Annotated in this window: 13 protein-coding genes; 9 read left to right on the plus strand and 4 right to left on the minus strand. The window is 62.9% G+C overall.

Annotated elements, in window-relative coordinates:
- The first annotated feature begins 9 nt into the window (after window positions 1–9).
- The 9 genes from nuoL to AC0Z42_RS07240 all read left to right on the plus strand — a co-directional run bounded on the left by nuoL (window position 10) and on the right by AC0Z42_RS07240 (window position 11,269).
- Window positions 10–2,112 (plus strand): NADH-quinone oxidoreductase subunit L, encoded by a 2,103-nt coding sequence (gene nuoL, locus AC0Z42_RS07200; RefSeq protein ID WP_485467546.1) that lies wholly within the window; start codon window positions 10–12, stop codon window positions 2,110–2,112.
- 29 nt (window positions 2,113–2,141) lie between these two features.
- A complete protein-coding gene (locus AC0Z42_RS07205; protein WP_485467547.1) occupies window positions 2,142–3,641 on the plus strand; it encodes an NADH-quinone oxidoreductase subunit M in 1,500 nt (499 codons plus the stop codon).
- A 17-nt stretch (window positions 3,642–3,658) separates the two neighbouring features.
- Window positions 3,659–5,161 carry an NADH-quinone oxidoreductase subunit NuoN gene (gene nuoN, locus AC0Z42_RS07210; protein ID WP_485467833.1) on the plus strand — a complete coding sequence of 501 codons (1,503 nt, stop codon included), beginning with the start codon at window positions 3,659–3,661 and terminating at the stop codon, window positions 5,159–5,161.
- Window positions 5,162–5,164: 3 nt separating this feature from the next.
- On the plus strand, window positions 5,165–5,491 hold the full coding sequence (locus AC0Z42_RS07215; RefSeq protein WP_485467548.1) for a DUF2818 family protein: 327 nt from the start codon (window positions 5,165–5,167) through the stop codon (window positions 5,489–5,491).
- A 57-nt stretch (window positions 5,492–5,548) separates the two neighbouring features.
- Window positions 5,549–6,106: an NUDIX domain-containing protein gene (locus AC0Z42_RS07220; RefSeq protein WP_485467549.1), complete on the plus strand. Its 558-nt coding sequence runs from the start codon at window positions 5,549–5,551 to the stop codon at window positions 6,104–6,106.
- A 19-nt stretch (window positions 6,107–6,125) separates the two neighbouring features.
- Window positions 6,126–6,821 carry a hypothetical protein gene (locus AC0Z42_RS07225; protein WP_485467550.1) on the plus strand — a complete coding sequence of 232 codons (696 nt, stop codon included), beginning with the start codon at window positions 6,126–6,128 and terminating at the stop codon, window positions 6,819–6,821.
- A gap of 10 nt (window positions 6,822–6,831) precedes the next feature.
- Complete coding sequence (gene ispD, locus AC0Z42_RS07230) at window positions 6,832–7,545, plus strand: 2-C-methyl-D-erythritol 4-phosphate cytidylyltransferase (protein WP_485467551.1); 714 nt, start codon at window positions 6,832–6,834, stop codon at window positions 7,543–7,545.
- A gap of 13 nt (window positions 7,546–7,558) precedes the next feature.
- On the plus strand, window positions 7,559–8,071 hold the full coding sequence (ispF, locus tag AC0Z42_RS07235) for a 2-C-methyl-D-erythritol 2,4-cyclodiphosphate synthase (protein ID WP_485467552.1): 513 nt from the start codon (window positions 7,559–7,561) through the stop codon (window positions 8,069–8,071).
- Between the two features lie 183 nt (window positions 8,072–8,254).
- On the plus strand, window positions 8,255–11,269 hold the full coding sequence (locus tag AC0Z42_RS07240; protein WP_485467553.1) for a patatin-like phospholipase family protein: 3,015 nt from the start codon (window positions 8,255–8,257) through the stop codon (window positions 11,267–11,269).
- Here AC0Z42_RS07240 and AC0Z42_RS07245 read toward each other — a convergent pair.
- The 4 genes from AC0Z42_RS07245 to AC0Z42_RS07260 are packed head-to-tail and all read right to left on the minus strand — an operon-like array spanning window position 11,225 to window position 17,872.
- Window positions 11,225–12,616: a HAMP domain-containing sensor histidine kinase gene (locus AC0Z42_RS07245; protein WP_485467554.1), complete on the minus strand. Its 1,392-nt coding sequence runs from the start codon at window positions 12,614–12,616 to the stop codon at window positions 11,225–11,227. The genes AC0Z42_RS07240 and AC0Z42_RS07245 overlap by 45 nt on opposite strands.
- Window positions 12,609–13,289 carry a winged helix-turn-helix domain-containing protein gene (locus AC0Z42_RS07250; protein ID WP_485467555.1) on the minus strand — a complete coding sequence of 227 codons (681 nt, stop codon included), beginning with the start codon at window positions 13,287–13,289 and terminating at the stop codon, window positions 12,609–12,611. Before AC0Z42_RS07250 ends, AC0Z42_RS07245 begins: the two co-directional genes overlap by 8 nt.
- A gap of 18 nt (window positions 13,290–13,307) precedes the next feature.
- Window positions 13,308–14,735 carry an efflux transporter outer membrane subunit gene (locus tag AC0Z42_RS07255; RefSeq protein ID WP_485467556.1) on the minus strand — a complete coding sequence of 476 codons (1,428 nt, stop codon included), beginning with the start codon at window positions 14,733–14,735 and terminating at the stop codon, window positions 13,308–13,310.
- Window positions 14,735–17,872: an efflux RND transporter permease subunit gene (locus tag AC0Z42_RS07260; protein WP_485467557.1), complete on the minus strand. Its 3,138-nt coding sequence runs from the start codon at window positions 17,870–17,872 to the stop codon at window positions 14,735–14,737. The genes AC0Z42_RS07255 and AC0Z42_RS07260 overlap by 1 nt, the downstream gene beginning before the upstream one ends.
- Window positions 17,873–17,878: the final 6 nt, after the last annotated feature.

Below are 17,878 nucleotides of genomic sequence, written 5' to 3' on the forward strand. Positions count from 1 at the left end.
AGGTTCATCATGGCGGGGCAACTCCTCAACCCTAACCTCCTTCTTGCCGTACCGCTGGCGCCGCTGGCCGGTGCCGCGATTGCAGGTTTGCTTGGCACCCAGTTCCTGGGTAATTTGGTCGGTCGCAAGACGTCGCATACCGCGACGATCCTGGGCGTACTGATCGCGTTCATCCTGTCCGTGCAGACGCTGCTGGCAGTGATGGACGGCGCGACATTCAATGGCACGATCTATAACTGGATGACGATCGGCACCCTGAAGATGGAAGTGGGCTTCCAGATCGATTCGCTGTCGGCGATGATGATGTGCGTGGTCACCTTTGTCTCGCTGATGGTGCACATTTACACGATCGGCTACATGAAGGACGACGAAGGCTACAACCGCTTCTTCGCCTACATCTCGCTGTTCACGTTCTCGATGCTGATGCTGGTGATGGCAAACAACTTCCTGCAACTGTTCTTCGGTTGGGAAGCCGTGGGCCTGGTGTCTTACCTGCTGATCGGTTTCTGGTACCAGCGTCCGACCGCCATCGTGGCCAACATGAAGGCCTTCCTGGTCAACCGCGTGGGCGACTTCGGCTTTATCCTGGGCATCGGCCTGCTGCTGGCTAACGCCCACACCATGAATTACCAGGAAGTGTTCGCGCAAAAAGATGCGTTGGCACAGATGACCATGCTTGGTAGCGACTGGCCGTTGCTGACCGTTGCCTGCATCTGCCTGTTTATCGGCGCGATGGGCAAGTCGGCGCAGTTCCCGCTGCACGTGTGGCTGCCTGACTCGATGGAAGGTCCTACCCCGATCTCGGCACTGATCCACGCCGCAACCATGGTAACGGCCGGCATCTTCATGGTCTCGCGCATGTCGCCGCTGTTCGAATTGTCCGACACCGCCTTGTCCTTTATCCTGGTGATCGGTTCGATCACGGCGCTGTTCATGGGTTTCCTGGGCATTATCCAGAACGACATCAAGCGCGTGGTTGCTTACTCGACCCTGTCGCAGCTCGGCTACATGACGGTCGCGCTCGGCTCGTCCGCCTACTCGGTAGCCGTGTTCCACCTGATGACGCACGCATTCTTCAAGGCACTGCTGTTCCTGGGCGCCGGTTCCGTGATCATCGGCATGCACCATGACCAGGACATCCGCAACATGGGTGGCCTGCGCAAATACATGCCGATCACCTGGATCACCTCGCTGATCGGTTCGCTGGCCCTGATCGGTACGCCACTGTTCTCGGGTTTCTACTCGAAAGACAGCATTATCGAAGCGGTCGAAGCAACCCATATCTGGGGCGCGGGCTTTGCCCAGTTCGCCGTGCTGGCTGGTGTGTTCGTCACTGCCTTCTACTCGTTCCGCATGTATTTCCTGGTCTTCCATGGCAAGGAACGTTTCGGCCAGGCGCATGCGCATGGTCACGATGATCACCATGCACCGAAGGCTGCCCACGGCGCCCACGGCGATGCGCATGACGACCATCATGAAGAAGAGGAAGAAGACGACCACGCCCACCACGGTCTGGAGCCTGGCCAGAAGCCGCATGAATCGCCATTCGTGGTCTGGTTCCCGCTGGTGATGCTGGCAATTCCTTCGGCCATCATCGGCTACCTGACCATCGGCCCGATGCTGCATGGCGACTTCTTCAAGGGCGTGATCTTTGTCGGCGAAAACCATCCTGCAATGGAAGAGTTGTCGCACGAGTTCCACGGTGCGATGGCAATGGCGCTGCACGGCTTGTCGACCGCGCCGTTCTGGCTGGCCCTGTCCGGTGTTGTTGCCGCTTACTACTGCTATATGGTCAACCCGCGCGTACCAGCCTGGTTCTTTGCCAAGTTCCACGCGATCCACACCCTGCTGGACAACAAGTACTACATGGACAAGTTCAATGAAGTCGTGTTTGCCGGCGGCGCCCGCGTGTTGGGCAATGGCCTGTGGAACTTCGGTGACAAGAAGCTCATCGACGGTCTGCTGGTCAATGGCAGCGCCAAGGTGGTTGGCTGGATCTCGTCGCTGTCGCGTGTGTTGCAGACGGGTTACATCTACCACTACGCGTTCGTGATGATCCTCGGCGTGCTGGCCGCCCTGATCTATTTCCTGCCATTCTGGCCCGCTAAGTAAGCTGACCTGATAAAAGAATACTGAGAACCATGATGCAGTCTACGATTTCTACACTACCTCCTTACCTGAGTCTGTCGATCTGGGTGCCGATCATTTGCGGCGTCCTGGTCCTGGCTCTCGGCCGTGACAGCAAAGCGGGTTTTACCCGCTGGCTGTCGCTGGCTGGCGCGGTGCTCAGCATGCTGTGCACCTTGCCGCTGATCCAGCACTTCGACAATGCCGCGCACGGCATGCAGTTCGTTGAAAAAGCACCATGGATTGACACTTTCAATATCTGGTACTCGCTCGGTATCGACGGCCTGTCGCTGTGGTTCGTGCCGCTGACCGCTTTCATCACGGTCATCGTGGTGATCTCGGCCTGGCAAGTGATCGAGAAGCGTATCGCCCAGTACATGGGTGCCTTCCTGATCCTGTCGGGCCTGATGATCGGCGTGTTCTGCGCCATGGACGGCCTGCTGTTCTACTTCTTCTTTGAAGCAACCCTGATCCCGATGTACATCATCATCGGTATCTGGGGCGGTTCGAACCGCGTGTACGCGTCGTTCAAGTTCTTCCTGTACACCTTCTTCGGTTCGCTGCTGACCCTGGTCGCCATCATCTACCTGCGCTCGAAGACCGGTACCTTCGACATCCTCGAATGGCATGCCTTCAAGCTGTCGATGCGCGAACAGATCTTCATCTTCATCGCCTTCCTGATGGCGTTTGCCGTCAAAGTGCCGATGTTCCCGGTCCACACCTGGCTGCCGGATGTCCACGTCGAAGCGCCTACCGGCGGTTCGGCCGTGCTGGCCGCCATCATGCTGAAACTGGGCGCCTACGGCTTCCTGCGTTTTTCGCTGCCGATCACGCCGGACGCCAGCCACTACCTGTCGGGCTTCATGATCGCGCTGTCGCTGATCGCCGTGATCTACGTCGGCCTGGTCGCTCTGGTACAGACCGACATGAAAAAACTGGTCGCCTATTCGTCGATCGCCCACATGGGTTTCGTCACCCTGGGCTTCTTCATGTTCAACGACATCTCGGTGCAGGGCGGTATCGTGCAGATGGTGTCGCACGGCTTTATTTCCGGCGCGATGTTCCTGTGCATCGGCGTGCTGTACGACCGCATGCATACCCGTAACATCGCCGACTACGGTGGCGTGGTGAACCGCATGCCGAAATTTGCCGCCTTCTTCGTGTTGTTCTCGATGGCCAACTGCGGCTTGCCGGCAACCTCCGGTTTCGTCGGCGAGTTCATGGTGATCCTGGGCGCGGTGCAGTTCAATTTCTGGATCGGTTTGCTGGCTGCAACGGCGTTGATCTGGGGCGCGGCATACTCGCTGTGGATGGCCAAGCGCGTGGTGTTCGGCAAGATCAAGAACAAGCATGTGGCAGAACTGACCGACATCAACAAACGTGAATTCTTCATGCTTGCCGTGCTGGCCATCGCCGTGCTCGTGATGGGTCTGTATCCAGCCCCGTTCACCGACACGATGCAAACGTCGGTGACGGACCTGCTGCAGCATGTCGCCACCAGCAAGTTGCCTTAAATACGAAGATCAATATGATGAATAATGCACCTAACCTGGTCCCGCTGTACGCGGAGATCTTTCTGCTGATCGCCACTTCGGCGATCCTGCTGATCGACATGTTCTTGCCTGCGGCGAAGCGTTCGATCACTTATGCGCTGTCGCTGCTGACCCTGGCCGGCTGCGCCTTGCTGACCGTGGGCGACTTTACCGCTGGCACCACCGTCTACACGTTCCACAACATGTTCGTGTCGGACCCGATGTCGAACTTGCTGAAACTGTTCTCGTATGGCGCCGTTGCCATGACGCTGATCTACTCGCGCAGCTATGCCACCGACCGCACCATGCTGTCAGGTAACCTGGGCGGCGAGTTCTACGTGCTGGCCCTGTTCGCACTGCTGGGCCAGATGATCATGATCTCGGCCAACAGCTTCCTGATCATCTACCTGGGTCTGGAACTGATGTCGCTGTCGCTGTACGCACTGATCGCGCTGCGCCGTGACAACGCCAAGGCCACCGAAGCGGCGATGAAATACTTCATCCTCGGTGCGCTGGCCTCCGGCTTCATGTTGTACGGTATCTCGATGCTGTACGGCGCGACCGGCACGCTGGACCTGAACGCGGTACGCGCCATCCTGGAAACACACAAGGAAAACCACACCATCATGGTCTTCGGCCTGGTGTTCCTGGTTGCCGGCCTGGCCTTCAAACTGGGCGTGGTGCCATTCCACATGTGGGTGCCTGACGTCTATCAGGGTTCGCCGACGGCCGTGACCCTGCTGCTGGGCGCGGCGCCAAAACTGGCGGCGTTCGCCATCTGCCTGCGCTTGCTGGGCGAAGGCCTTCTGCCACTGGCACGCGACTGGCAGCAAATGCTGATGATCCTGGCCGTGCTGTCGCTGGCGATCGGTAACTTCACGGCGATTGCGCAGACCAACCTGAAGCGCATGCTGGCGTACTCGACCATCGCGCAAATGGGCTTCGTGCTGCTTGGCCTGATGTCGGGTACCTTCACCGAAGAGACCGGCGTGCTGAACGCCACCGGCGCTGCCACCGCCTACGGCGCGGCCATGTACTACGTCGTCACCTATGTGTTCACCACGCTGGGTACCTTCGGCGTGATCATGCTGCTGGCCCGCAATGGCTTCGAGGCGGAAGAACTGGCCGACTTCAAGGGCCTGGGCAAACGCAGCCCGATCTTCGCATTGGTGATGACCCTGTTCATGTTCTCGCTGGCCGGCGTGCCGCCGCTGATGGGCTTCATGGCCAAGTACTCGGTGCTGGCCGCCGTGCTGGGCACGGGCCAGATCTGGCTGACCATCGTTGCCGTGCTGTTCTCGCTGATCGGCGCTTTCTACTACCTGCGTGTGGTGAAAATGATGTGGTTCGACGAGCCGACCGACAGCCACGCGCTGGTGGTGCATGGCGACATGCGCATCGTGCTGGCCGCCAACGGCGCCATGGTGCTGGTACTGGGCGTGCTGCCACAGAGCATCCTGGCTGCCTGTGCTACAGCAATTTCCAAAACGCTGGTGTCGTAAGACATGGATGCCACGGTATCGAGCTGGCTGGTGATTGCCATGGGCATCCTGGCAGCCAACCTGCCGTTCTTTAACGATAAGCTGTTTGCCGCCGTGCCGTTGAAGCACGCGGCGCCAGTCGACGGCAAGGGTTGGCGCAAGCCGCTGGCGCTGCGCCTGCTGGAGATGGTGATACTGTACTTCATCGTCGGCAGCGTGGCCTTCATGCTCGAAGCGCGCCTGGGCAATGCTTTTCCGCAAACCTGGGAGTTCTATGCCATTACCGGCTGCTTGTTCCTGGTGCTGGCCTTCCCGGGCTTCGTGGCACGCTACCTGCGCAAACGCCGCTAAAAACTACTCCGAAAGCGGCGCCTCTGGCGCCGTTTTTTATTGAAAAAAAGGAAATTTATGGACACGAATCTGACTGAAACCAAAGTCGACGGCGAGACCGTCTTCACCGGTGGTTTCCTGCAGGTGCAGCGCGACCATGTCAGCCTGCCTGATGGCAAGATCGCCACGCGCGAATATATCCTGCACCCGGGCGCCGTGGTGATCCTGCCGCTGCTCGACGATGGCACGGTGCTGATGGAGCGCCAGTTCCGCTATCCGCTGGGCAAAGTGTTTATCGAATTCCCGGCCGGCAAGATCGACGCGGGCGAGGAACACCTGGCCTGCGCCCGGCGCGAACTGCTGGAAGAGACCGGCTATACGGCCAGCGACTGGCACTTTGTCTCGACCATCCATAACGCGATTGCCTATTCGGACGAGCACCTCGAACTGTTCCTGGCGCGCGGCCTGGTGGCCGGCGAGCGCCAGCTTGACGAAGGCGAATTCCTGGAAACCTTTACGGCCACCGTGCCGCAATTGCTGGACTGGGTCAAGGACGGCACGATTACCGACGTGAAAACCGTGATCGGCATCTTCTGGCTCGAGAAAATCACCAGCGGCGCCTGGCAGCCGGCCTGAGCGTTGGAGTAAATTCCTCATGCGCGCGCCGGTTATGCTGACCTTGCTGCTGGCCACTGGTGGTGCGCAGGCCGCCGCGCGCACGCCGTTCCAGGTCCGCTGCGAAGACACCATCAGCAAGACGGTGTCGGTACTGACGGCGCAGCAGAATGGTTACTCCATCGACACCCATCTGCCATACCGCGCGCTGACCGCCATGAAGGGCGTGGCGCGCAGCAATGCTTTTGTATTGGGCCTGACCAAGACCGATTCGCAAGTGAAAATCGCGCTGGCCGGCCCGATGCTGCTCGATCCCGCCAGCGGCTACGAATGCGTGGCGCCGCAGATCGGCGTCAGCCTGACCTATGCGCCGGTGATCATCTATATCGGTCGTGAATTTCCGCCCGGTACCTGCGCGTATGATGAGATACTGAAACACGAGCTGCGGCATATGAAAACCTATATGGACCATTTGCCGCGCGTGGAAAAAACCGTGCGCGCCGCGCTGGCCAAACGGTTCGAAGCGCGGCCGCTGTATGCGCCGCGCGGCACCGCCAAGGCGGCGCTGGCGCGCGAGATCGACACAGGCTGGCTGCCGTATATCAAGGCAGAAATGCGCAAGGTGGAAACCCTGCAGGCGGCCATCGATTCGCCACAGGAATATGCGCGCCTCAGCAAAGCCTGCAATGGCGAAATCCAGAATATACTGGCCGGCAAGGCGCCGGCTGGCAAGTAAAGAAAGTCCTATGAACCAACCAGTAATGACCAAGCGCCATATTGCGCTGATCCCCGCCGCCGGCGTGGGCGCGCGCATGGCCGCCGGCAGCCCCAAGCAATACCTGAGCATCGCCGGCAAGCCCATGCTGCGCCACGCGCTCGACGCCTTTTTATCGAGTCCGCTGATCGACCATACCTATGTGGTGGTCAGCGCGGACGATGGCTGGATCGACAGCGTGATACCCGCGCACGGCGTCACGGTGCTGCGCTGCGGCGGCGCGACCCGCATGGACAGCATCCTGAACGGCCTGCACGCGCTGCAAGACGTGCTGCAGGATATGGATCAGGTGCTGGTACACGATGCGGCCCGGCCCGGCCTGACGCCTGCGTTGATCGCCAAACTGATCACCGAGGTGGGCGAGCATGCGGCCGGTGGCCTGCTGGCCTTGCCGGTGGTCGACACCGTCAAGCGGGCCGGGCAGGGCAGTCTTTCGGCCGTCACTGTGCCGCGCGACGGCCTGTGGCTGGCACAGACGCCACAAATGTTTTCCTACGCGCTGCTGCGCCGCGCCCTGTCGGAAGCACCCGACCCGCAAGCGATTACAGACGACGCGTCCGCCATCGAGGCGCTGGGCCTGACGCCAAAGCTGGTCGAAGGCCATCCCTGCAACCTGAAGGTGACCCTGCCGCGCGATATACAAACGGCAGAGATGTACCTCGCCAACCCCGATTTCGTTTCCTGAACAGAAAGACCGCATGACCACCACCACCACTCCCGTTTTACCGTTCCGTATCGGCCAGGGCTACGACTGCCACGCGCTGGTGGAAAACCGCGACCTGATTATCGGCGGCGTGAAGATCCCGCATCACCTGGGCCTCTTGGGCCACTCCGACGCCGACGTGCTGCTGCACGCGATCACCGACGCCATCTTTGGCGCGGCGGCCTTGGGCGATATCGGCCGCCACTTCCCCGACACCGACGTGCAGTTCAAGGGCGCCGATTCGCGCACCCTGCTGCGCGAGGCCGTGTTGCGCGTGAAGGCCGCCGGCTATGTGATCGGCAATATCGACGCCACCATCATCGCCCAGCGCCCGAAGATGGCGCCGCATATCGGCGCCATGTGCGCCAATGTGGCGGCAGACTTGGGTGTTACCGTCGGCCAGGTCAACATCAAGGCCAAGACCAATGAAAAGCTCGGCTACCTGGGGCGCGAGGAGGGGATTGCGGCCGAGGCGGTGGCGCTGTTGCTGCCCGGCAGGTCGGACTAGCGGCAAAGCCGCGTAATCCGGCAGCACCACCCATCATCTGCGGCAAGTCAATAAACCAGGCAATACAACGCTTTGCCGGCCCGCCGCCTTGTACTAAGGTGAGTGGGCGGGATGCGTCACGCCTTCCCGGCCACGTGACGAAGCCAGCCTGCACACCCAGCCGCGCTGCGCCAGGGAGCAGCCATGAAAAAAGAAGAAGAGCCTGCATACACCTTTGCGCAGGTGCTTGCTTGGGAAATGGCGATGCTGGCGCCGGAGCCCGGTAGCGCGGCCAGTGCGGCGAACCAGTTGGATCGCGAAGCGCCTGTGCCGCTTGCCGACGACGACGGCGCATCGTCATCGCTGCAGCTGGAACGGTTGTACCGCGCGGCTGCACGGCAGCAACTGGCGGGCCTGGCCTTGTCCGGTGGCGGCATTCGCAGCGCCACCTTCAATCTTGGCGTGTTGCAGGCGCTGGCCGACCTGGGTCTGCTCAGCAAGTTCGATTATCTGTCGACGGTGTCCGGCGGCGGCTATATCGGTGGCTGGCTGAGCAAATGGATACACGCCACGCCGGGCGGTGTCGAGGAAGTTGAAAAGCTGCTGCGTAGTAGCGGCGAAGGCCCCACACCGAGAGCCGAGCCCAGGGAAGTACAATTCCTGCGCAAGTACAGCAACTACCTGACGCCCAGAATCGGCATGTTCAGCGCCGATACATGGACCCTGATCGGCACCTATGTCCGCAACACGCTGCTGAACATGATCATGCTGGTCACCACGATGTCGCTGCTGTTCCTGGCGCCACGCTTCCTTCTGCTGCTGGTCACGGACTTGCGCCGGGCGTGTTGCGAATGGGTGCTGTGGACCGCCCTGGCGATCTTCCTGCTCAGCGTGGCCAGCATGGCGCTCAATGTTTCACTGAAAGGGCCGGCGCTCAAAAAATATGCGCGCATGCAAAAACAGAGCTGGATACTGTGGACGGTGTGCCTGCCGTTGATGCTGGCCGCATTCTTCGGCAGTATCGCCTTTGTTACGCATCACAGCGGCATGAATGCTTTTGTCGGGGATTTGCAGTCATTCAATTATCGTGCCCTATGGCTGCTGGCGCCCGGAACGGTTTATTTCCTTGTCTGGGCGGCAGGGTGGGGCGCTGCCCAGTATCTGAACCAGCGCGCGGCCAACCCCGCCGGGACGCAGGCCAGCCCTGTGCCTCCCGGCCGGCGATGGTGGCAGACGGCCCGCGAGGCATTTGGCCACCTTGCCTTCGCGATCGGCGCGCTGGCGGCGGGCACGCTGCTGATGATCTGGGTCTGCCACCTGGCCGGCGATGCCGCGATGGCGAGCTTGTCCGATGTGCATCTGGTGACGTTCGGCCTGCCGGCCATGCTGGTCCTGTTTGGCCTTGTCATGACGCTGATGATAGGCTTGATTGGCCGGCTGTACAGTGATGCGAGCCGCGAATGGTGGGCCAGGCAAGGCGCCTGGACCATGATACTGGCGGCCGGCTGGCTGCTGGCCTGCGCTTCCACTTTTTATTTGCCGGCCCTGCTGGCGTGGGCGTTTGACAGCTACACCACCACGGCCGCCCTGAGTGCGGCGGGCACCAGCCTGCTGACCTACCTCGGCCTGCGCTCAGGCGGCAGCAGGGCGACTGGCGACCCGGGCAACAGGGGGCGGCTGGAGCTGGTGGCCAAGCTTGCTCCCTACGCCTTCAGCATCCTGTTTGTCGGCTTGCTGACCATGGGCCTGATGGCAGTGGCGGCGCAGGGCTTGCCGTCTATCGACTACCCGGCGTCGCTGGATGAATTTCAGCGCTTGCCGCGGTTTTTCGGCGGCCATACGCTGGTGAACCAGGCGATCGCGCCCGGCAACCTTGCGCTGATGATGTCGGCGTGCCTGCTGTCGGCGTTGCTGCTCGGCTGTCGACTCGATATCAATAAATTTTCACTGTACATGATGTACCGCTTGCGCCTTGCGCGGGCCTATTTCGGCGCCTCGAACAAGGACCGCATGCCGCATCCGTTTACCGGCTTCGATCCGCTAGACGACGTCGCGCTGCATGACTTGCTGTACCCGCAAGCCGCCACGGCCAATCCCGGCGCGGTCCCCCAGCCGCCCGGGCCGGTGCCCAAGCCTTACCATATCTTCAATGCCGCCATCAATCTGGTGCAGGGCCAGGAGCTGGCGTGGCAAACGCGCAAGGCCGCCAATTTTTTCTTCAGCCCCGCCTACTGCGGCTTCGAGCTGCCGGGCTTGGCCGCAGGCTGTGGCGGCTTCCGGCCAACCCGCTACTATGCGTCAAGTGCTGTTGCCGGCGATGATCTCGACAACGGCATCAAGCTCGGTACCGCCGTGGCCGTGTCTGGCGCCGCCGCCAGCCCGAACATGGGCTACCATTCTTCGCCGCCGCTGAGTTTCCTGATGACCCTGTTCAATCTGCGCCTGGGCCGCTGGTCGCCGAATCCGGCCAGGAAAAGCTGGACCCGCTCGTCGCCGCGAATCGGCCTGGCCAGTATCGTCAAGGAGCTGTTCGGCCTGACCAATGCCGGCTCCCAGTTCATCTACCTGTCCGATGGCGGGCATTTCGAAAACCTGGGCCTGTATGAACTGGTGCGCCGCCGCTGCCAGTTGATCGTGGTGGTCGATGCGAGTTGCGACGACAATCACAGTTTCGATGACCTGGGCAATGCCATCCGCAAGTGCCTGACGGATTTCAACGTGCCGATCACGCTTGAAATCGGCGGCATCCAGAGCAAGGTTGCCGGCGCGGCGACGGGCAGCAGCTATGTCACGGGGCGCATTCATTATCACCAGGCCGACGGCGGCGACCAGCAAGGCGTGCTGCTGTATCTGAAGCCGGTACTGACCGGCGGCGAGAACGCCGATGTCTTCAATTACAGCAAGCTTCATCCGGAGTTTCCACATGAGTCGACGGCCGACCAGTGGTTCGATGAAAACCAGTTCGACAGCTACCGCAGCCTCGGGCGCCATATCGCCACGCGCGCGCTGGGGCCTGCCACCGGCGCGGCAACCAGGGCCGGCCTGGCTGGCGACACGTCCAGCTTCGTCACCCGCCTTGGCAACGCCCTGGCGTCAGCGCCGCCCGCGCCACGCCGCAGCGCACGCCGGCGCCAGGGTACGGCCAAGTCACGGCTGCGTGGCAAAAAAGTGCTGCTAGGAAGCCAGGCGCGGCACGGCAAGGCACAGCACCGCCCTTAACCCCGGCCGGTTGTCTTCCAGCCGCAAGATGCCGCCATGCAGTTGCGCCACCGCCGACACCAGCGCCAGGCCCAGCCCGACGCCGGGCGTGCCGCGGCTGCTGTCGCTGCGGTAGAAGCGTTCCACCACGCGCGCGCGTTCGCCTTCGGGCACGCCGGGGCCGTTGTCGGCCACCGTCAGTTCGATATCGAGTTCGCTTGCGCGGCGCGCGCCGATCGCGATATGGCCGTGGGCCGGCGCATATTTCAGGGCGTTTTCCACCAGGTTGCCCAAGGCCTGCGCCAGCAGCAGCGGGTCGCCCACGGTGTGCAGCATGCCCTGCGGCAGAAAGGTCAGGCTGACGTCGTTCAGCTCGGCCACCGGCAGGTAAAACTCCGTCACTTCGGCCGCCAGCCTGGCCAGGTCGACCGGCACGAAGCCGCCGCGGCGCGTGCCGCTGTCGATTTCGGCCAGGCGCAGCAGGGCGTTGAAGATCGCCATCACGCGGTCGACGTCGTTGATGGCGGCGTCGATCTCGGCATAGGTCTCGGCTGCGGGCGGGCGCGTGACGGACAATTCTTCCAGCCGCGCGCGCAGCTCCGACAGCGGCGTGCGCAGGTCGTGGGCAATCGCGTTCGACACGTCCTGCACGCTGTGCACCAGGTGTTCGATCTGGTCCAGCATGCCGTTCACGGTATGGGTCAGCATTTCCAGCTCGTCGCCCTGGTGCGGCGTGGGCAGTCGCTGCGTCAGCTTGCCGGCGATAATCGCGGCGGTGGTCTGGCTGATGCTGTCGACCTTGCGCAGCAGCACGCGCCGGATCAAGAGGGCGCCCAGCACGGCCACCAGCAGCACTGCGCAAGCGCAGCCGAGCAGGCCGCGCACGAACAGCTTTTCCAGTTTTTCAAAACGGTTGAGATTGCTGGCCAGCAGCAGCCGGTAGCCGCCGGGCAGCACCGTGTGCGTCAGCTCGACCCGGCGTTCGATGCCGTCGACCAGCAAGGTGGCAGCGCAGGGGCTGGTATGGCTGGGTGCGCCCGTCGGCCAGGCATCGAGGTTGCCGGCCAGCTTGACGCCGTTCGGCGCCAGGAACAGCATCAGCCGGCCCACGCCCTGGTAGGTGCCGCTGGTCTGCGCTTCGATCGCCACCGACAATGCACCCGGGCCATTGCTGGCAAACAGTTTCGACAGGCGCTCGGTATCGCTTTGCAGCAGTTCCGTGCGCACCTCCTGGACATTGGTTTTCCAGGCGTACCACAGCGGGCCGGCAAACATCGCCAGCACCAGCAGGCTGACGGCGACGTAGCCGGTGGCGATGGTGCGCGCGGAAAAGCCGGGTACGCGCAGCAGCGAAAACGCCTTAGGCATGGTCGCTCAGCATGTAGCCGGCGCTGCGCACGGTGCGCAGCAGCTGGGTCGGAAAGCCGGCGTCGATCTTCTGGCGCAGCTTGCTGATATGCACGTCGATCACATTGGTCTGCGGATCGAAATGGTAGTCCCATACATTTTCCAGCAGCATGGTGCGCGTGACGATCTGGTTGGCATGGCGCAGCAGGTATTCCAATAGCTTGAATTCGCGCGGCTGCAAGGTCAGCTGCTTGCCGTCGCGCACCACCTTGTGCGTCAGCAGGTCAATCGACAGCCCGCCCAGGGCGAGACTGGTCTCCACGCTTTTTTCCTGCGAGCGGCGCAGCAGCGCGTCCAGCCGAGCCAGCAACTCGCCAAACGCAAACGGCTTGATCAGGTAATCGTCGCCGCCGCTTTTCAGGCCACGGATGCGCTCGTCCACGCCATCGAGCGCGCTCAAGATCAGGATCGGCACGCGGTTACCGCTCTTGCGCAGGGTTTCCACGATGGCGAGGCCATCGATGCCGCCGGGCAGCATGCGGTCCATGATGATGGCGTCGTAGGTGGCGCTGACGGCGTGGTACATGCCGTCGCGGCCGTTGTCGGCATGGTCGACCGTGTGCCCGGCCTCGCCCAGTCCCTTGATGACGAAACGCGAGACGCGCTCATTGTCTTCCACTAATAATAATTTCACTGCCAGCCTCGTCTTGATTCAGGTCGCGCCATGTTCGCGCCAGCCGCCACCGAGCGCTCGGTACAGTTCCAGCAGGCTGTTCCAGCGGTTCAGGCGCGCCGCAACAAGGGCGATCTGCGCATTGTACAGGTCAGTCTTGGCGTTCAGCACGCTCAGATAATCGTCGACGCCGTTGTCGTAGCGCAGCTCGGCCAGCGCCAGGCGGCGCTGCTGGGTGTCGCTGTAGGCCTGCCGCGCCGCCAGTTCTGCCTCATAGGTGCCACGCGCGGCCAGGCCGTCGGCCACTTCGCGAAACGCCGTTTGCACGCTCTTTTGATATTGCGCGACGCCGATATCTTTCCCTATGCGCGCCGCATCGAGGTTGGCCTGGTTGGCGCCGCCGTCGAACAGCGGCAGCAGCAATTGCGGCGCGAACGACCAGGCGCCGGAGCCGGCATTGAACAACTGGCCCAGGCTGGAACTGGCTGTGCCGGCCGTGGCCGTCAGCGAAATACGTGGGAAGAATGCGGCGCGCGCGGCGCCTATGCGGGCGTTCTCGGCGCGCAGCAGCGCTTCGGCCTGCTGCACATCGGGCCGGCGCAGCAGCAGGTCCGACGGCAGGCCGGCCGGAATATCGGCCATCAAGGCCAGTTCGCGCAGCGGCACCGGTGGCGCCAGGTCGGCCGGCAACTGCTGGCCCAACAGCAGCACCAGCGCATTTTTTGCCTGTGCCTGCTGGCGCGTCAATGACGCCTGGTTGGCCTGCGCCTGCTGCACCACGCCTTGCGCCAGGGTGGCGTCGAGTTCCGATCCGGTGCCGGTGTCATAGCGCAGCTTGGCGATGCGGTACGATTCGCGCGCCGCCGTTTGCGTGTCGATGCTGACCGCCAGCTGCTCGCCAAACGCCAGCATCGACAGGTATTGCTCGCTGACCTGGGCCACCAGCACGATCTGCGCCGCCTGGCGCGCATGGCCGGTGGCCAGGTATTGTTCACGCGCCAAATCGTCAAGTGCATTCAGGCGGCCAAAAAAGTCGAGCTCCCACGAGGCCGACAGGCCGGCGCTGCGGTTGTAGCTGACGCCATGGTTGCGATTCGCGTCATCGGTGCTGGACGAATTGTTCTTGCTGTTGCTGCCAGAGGCCGCCAGGCCCACTTGCGGCACCAGGGCCGCTTGCTGCAGCCGCAGCTGGGCGCGCGCCTGCTCGACCCGCAGCATCGCCACGCGCAGGTCGCGGTTATTGTCGAGCGCGATGCGCACCAGGCGGCGCAGGCTGTCGTCGCCTAAAAATTCGGACCAGCCGGTATCGAACGCCGACCGGGCAGCGGTCGGCGCCTCGGCTGCGTAGGCCGCGCCGACAGGGTAGGCGGCGGGCGCCGCCTCAGGGCGCTGATACGGTTCCTGCAGCGCGCAGCCGGCCAGGGCCAGCGCCCCGGCTGCCGCCAATACGGTTTTCAGACTGGTCATCAGTGCGCTCCTTCGACGGCGGCCGCTGGCGTGGCGGCAGGCTGTTTCACCTTGCCGGCCACCAGCACATAAAACAACGGAATCATATAGGTGGCCAAAAAGGTCGCGCTCAGCATGCCGCCGATCACGCCGATGCCGAGCGCCTTCTGGCTCGCTGCGCCGGCGCCGGAGGCCAGCGCCAGCGGCAGCACGCCCAGCACAAAAGCCATCGAGGTCATGATGATCGGGCGCAGCCGCAGCTTGGCCGCTTCCATGGCGGCGGCCAGCGGCGTTGCGCCATGCTGCTGCAGTTCGCGTGCGAACTCGACAATCAGAATCGCGTTCTTGGCCGACAGGCCGATGGTGGTCAGCAAGCCGACCTGGAAGTACACGTCGTTGGACATGCCGAACAGGCTGGCGGCTCCCAAAGCCCCCAGCACGCCGATCGGCACCACCAGGATCACCGAGACCGGCACCGACCAGCTTTCATACAGCGCGGCCAGGCTCAGGAACACCACCAGGATCGACAGCGCATACAGCAGCGGCGCCTGGGCACCGGCTTTCGATTCCTGCAGGGAAATGCCGCTCCATTCGTAGCCTATGCCTTGCGGCAGTTGCTGCGCCAGCCGCTCCATCGCGGCCATCGCCTGGCCGGTGCTCTTGCCGGCGGCCGGTTTGCCGAGGATCTCGGCCGCTTCGACACCGTTATAACGCTGCATGGCGGGCGAGCCCCAGGCCCATTCGGCCGTGGCAAATGCGGAGAACGGCACCATGTCGCCCTGCTTGTTACGCACATGCAGCAGCTTGATATCGTCCGGGTTCATGCGGAACGGCGCATCGGCCTGCACGTAGACGCGCTTGATGCGGTTGTCGGTGTCAAAGAAGTTGTTGATGTATTTCGAGCCCCAGGCGGTGGAAAAAGTCTGGTCCACTTCGCTCAGCGACACGCCCAGCGCTGCTGCTTTTTCATGGTCGATATTGATTTTATAGGTCGGATTGTCGGCCTGGCCGGTGAAACGCACCTGCATCAGGTCCGGGTCCTGGCGGGCCAGTTCCAGCAACTGGTCGCGCGCCTTGGCCAGCGCCGCGTGGCCCAGGTTGCCGCGGTCCTGCAGCTGGAACGAGAAGCCCGAAGCGGAACCCAGGCCTCGGATCGGCGGCGGCTCGATCGGCGTGATCAGCGCGCCCTGGTAGTTGCCATAGCGGGCGGCGATGCGCGCGCCGAGGGCCGAGACGGCCAGCCTGGCGTCCTTGCGCGCGCCCCAGGGTTTGAGCTGCACGAACAATCGGCCCAGGTTCTGGCCGCGCCCGTTCGAGTTGGCGCCATTGATCATCAGGGTGGCGTCGACCATCGACGCCTCGTCTTTGAGCAAATAGCTGCTGATTTCATCGAGCACGGCGCCGGTGCGCTCGAGCGTGCTGCCGGCCGGGGTCTGCACCTGCACGAACATATAGCCCTGGTCTTCGTTCGGCAGGAAGCCGCCCGGCAGGCGCATGAACAGCCACAGCACCACGCCGATCAGTGCCGCATACATCAGCAGCCAGCGGCCACGGTTGCGCACGATGCCGGCCACGCCGCCCAGGTAGCCATCGCGGCGCGCATCGAACGCGCGGTTGAACCAGCCGAAGAAACCTTTTTTGTCGGCATGGCCGGGATCGGGGCGCTTCAAGACCATCGCGCACAGCGCCGGCGTCAGTGTCAATGCGACGAATACCGACAGCAGCATCGAGGCCACCACCGTCAAGGAAAACTCGCGGTAGATGGCGCCCACCGTGCCGCTGGAAAACGCCACCGGCACGAATACGGCGCACAGCACCAGGGCCACGCCGATCAGCGCGCTGCTGATCTGGCCCATGGCTTTCTGCGTCGCTTCGAACGGCGCCAGGCCGTCTTCATGCATCACGCGCTCGACGTTTTCCACCACCACGATGGCGTCATCGACCAAGAGGCCGATCGCCAGCACCAGGCCGAACATCGACAGGGTATTGATGGTAAAACCCATCGCCGACATCACGCCGAAGGTCCCCAGCAGCACCACCGGCACCGTGATCGACGGGATCAATGTGGCGCGCACGTTTTGCAGGAACAAATACATCACCAGGAACACCAGGATGATGCCTTCGATCAGGGTCTTCACCACTTCATGGATCGACACTTCGATAAATGGCGTGACATCGTTCGGATACACCACGCGCAGGCCGCGCGGAAAGTAGGGCGCCAGCTCGATCAGGCGCGCCCGCACGGCTTCGGCGGTGGCCAGCGCATTGGCGCCCGGCGCCAGCTGGATGCCCAGGCCCGAGGCGCTCTTGCCGCTGTAGCGCACGTCGACGTTGTAGTTTTCGGGTCCCAGCGCAATGCGCGCCACGTCTGCCAGGCGCACCCTGGCGCCGTCGGGCAAGACTTTCAGCAGGATGCGGCCGAACTGCTCCGGCGTGCGCAGCAGTGTGGCCTGGGTGATGGTGGCGCTCAGCATCTGGCCCGGCACCGACGGCGAACCGCCGAGCTGGCCGCCCGAGATCTGCACGTTCTGCGTCTGGATCGCCTGGTTCACGTCGAGCGGTGTCAGCGCATAGCTGGTCAGCTTCACCGGGTCGAGCCAGACGCGCATCGCGTACTGGGTGCCGAACAGATTCATGCTGCCCACGCCGGGAATCCGGCTCAGCGGGTCCTGGATATTCGAGGCCACGTAGTTCGAGATGTCGAACTTGCTCATGCTGTTGTCGTCCGACACGAAGCCGGCCACCATCAGGAAGTCGCTGGTCGACTTGGTCACGCGCAGGCCCGACTGCTGTACTTCGGCCGGCAGGCGCGAGGTGGCCGATTGCAATTTGTTCTGTACCTGTACCTGGGCGATATCGGGGTCGGTGCCCGGCGCGAACGTCAATGTGGTGGTCGACTGGCCCGTGTCGTCGCTGGTGGACGACATGTACAGCAGGTTGTCGATTGCGCTCATCTGCTGCTCGATGACCTGGATCACCGTGTTTTGCAGGGTTTCGGCGGAAGCACCGGGGAAGGTGGCGGCGATCTGCACCACCGGTGGCGAGACGGGCGGGAACTGTTCCACCGGCAGCTTGAAGACGGCGATGCCGCCGGCCAGCATGATGATCAGGGACAGGACGATGGCGAAGATGGGGCGGCGGATAAAGAAATGGGACATGCGGCC

The organism is Janthinobacterium sp. 1L-D-8-B-C4, assembly GCF_057291295.1.

Coding starts and splice junctions, on each gene's coding strand:
- nuoL (WP_485467546.1), top strand. CDS start 10: ATGGCGGGGCAACTCCTCAACCCTAACCTCCTTCTTGCCGTACCGCTG.
- AC0Z42_RS07205 (WP_485467547.1), top strand. CDS start 2,142: ATGATGCAGTCTACGATTTCTACACTACCTCCTTACCTGAGTCTGTCG.
- nuoN (WP_485467833.1), top strand. CDS start 3,659: ATGAATAATGCACCTAACCTGGTCCCGCTGTACGCGGAGATCTTTCTG.
- AC0Z42_RS07215 (WP_485467548.1), top strand. CDS start 5,165: ATGGATGCCACGGTATCGAGCTGGCTGGTGATTGCCATGGGCATCCTG.
- AC0Z42_RS07220 (WP_485467549.1), top strand. CDS start 5,549: ATGGACACGAATCTGACTGAAACCAAAGTCGACGGCGAGACCGTCTTC.
- AC0Z42_RS07225 (WP_485467550.1), top strand. CDS start 6,126: ATGCGCGCGCCGGTTATGCTGACCTTGCTGCTGGCCACTGGTGGTGCG.
- ispD (WP_485467551.1), top strand. CDS start 6,832: ATGAACCAACCAGTAATGACCAAGCGCCATATTGCGCTGATCCCCGCC.
- ispF (WP_485467552.1), top strand. CDS start 7,559: ATGACCACCACCACCACTCCCGTTTTACCGTTCCGTATCGGCCAGGGC.
- AC0Z42_RS07240 (WP_485467553.1), top strand. CDS start 8,255: ATGAAAAAAGAAGAAGAGCCTGCATACACCTTTGCGCAGGTGCTTGCT.
- AC0Z42_RS07245 (WP_485467554.1), bottom strand. CDS start 12,616: ATGCCTAAGGCGTTTTCGCTGCTGCGCGTACCCGGCTTTTCCGCGCGC.
- AC0Z42_RS07255 (WP_485467556.1), bottom strand. CDS start 14,735: ATGACCAGTCTGAAAACCGTATTGGCGGCAGCCGGGGCGCTGGCCCTG.
- AC0Z42_RS07260 (WP_485467557.1), bottom strand. CDS start 17,872: ATGTCCCATTTCTTTATCCGCCGCCCCATCTTCGCCATCGTCCTGTCC.